Below are 907 nucleotides of genomic sequence, written 5' to 3'. Positions count from 1 at the left end.
AAGTTCTGCAAGGACTGCGAAGGCTAGGTCACGCCAAGGTCTCGTTATCTTCGGTTACGAACAAGTGCGCGAAGACCCTGAATACTGTCCGCCTCACCGCGAAAATGCGGCTTTGACGGCCCTCCCGTGACCGCCTTGTTGTCCCTTTAACGGTTATGCGCCGAAGCGGCATCAACCGGCCCAAAGAGGTCCCTGCCCTCCTACTGTTGAAGTATCAACTTCGCCTGAAGGGGGCACAAAAAATGAGGAAAATTGGAGCGGGCCTGGCAGCGGTCCTGGCTGCAGCCGGGCTCGGTCTTGCAGCGCCGGGACCGGCCTCGGCAGCAACCTACTGCGGTATTGCCTGGGGGTCGTTGGCCAAGGCCGACCCCGACATGAGCTCCGCCAACGTCACCAATGTCCGCACGGGCCAGCAGCCGTGTTTCGACCGCCTGGTGATCGATATGACCGGCAAAGTGGCCGGCTACTCCGTGCGTTATGTTCCCGTGGTGATCCAGGATGCCACCGGCTATCCCATCCCCGTGATCGGTGACGCAGACCTGCAAGTGGTGGTAACGGCGCCGTCGTACAACCAGTACAGCCAACCCACGTACCTGCCCGCAGCCAAAGCGGAGCTGTCCAACGTCTCCGGCTACCAGACCTTCCGGCAGGTGGTCTACGCCGGCAGCTTTGAGGGCACCACCAGCATTGGGTTGGGTGTTCGCGCCCGGCTTCCGTTCCGGGTCTTCACCCTGGACGGGCCCGACGGCGGCTCCCGCTTGGTGGTGGACGTCGCCCATCGCTGGTAGGCGCGCGCCAGAACCTACGAAAGCTGCCAGTTCGCCCGGAAAATTCCGGCGAACTGGCAGCTTTCCAGCGTTTTCGGGAGGCAGCTACTCCGGTACCACCAGAGCCGGGGTATCCCTCC

At 62.6% G+C, this 907-nt stretch carries 1 protein-coding gene; it reads left to right on the top strand.

Annotation, left to right across the window (positions count from 1 at the left end):
• Positions 1 to 242 precede the first annotated feature (242 nt).
• Positions 243 to 788: a hypothetical protein gene (locus HP499_RS24595; protein WP_172326621.1), complete on the top strand. Its 546-nt coding sequence runs from the start codon at positions 243 to 245 to the stop codon at positions 786 to 788.
• Positions 789 to 907 lie beyond the last annotated feature (119 nt).

This window comes from Paenarthrobacter sp. CM16 (assembly GCF_013179505.1).
Taxonomy (GTDB): domain Bacteria; phylum Actinomycetota; class Actinomycetes; order Actinomycetales; family Micrococcaceae; genus Arthrobacter.
This window is presented reverse-complemented; position numbering and strand designations above follow the sequence as displayed.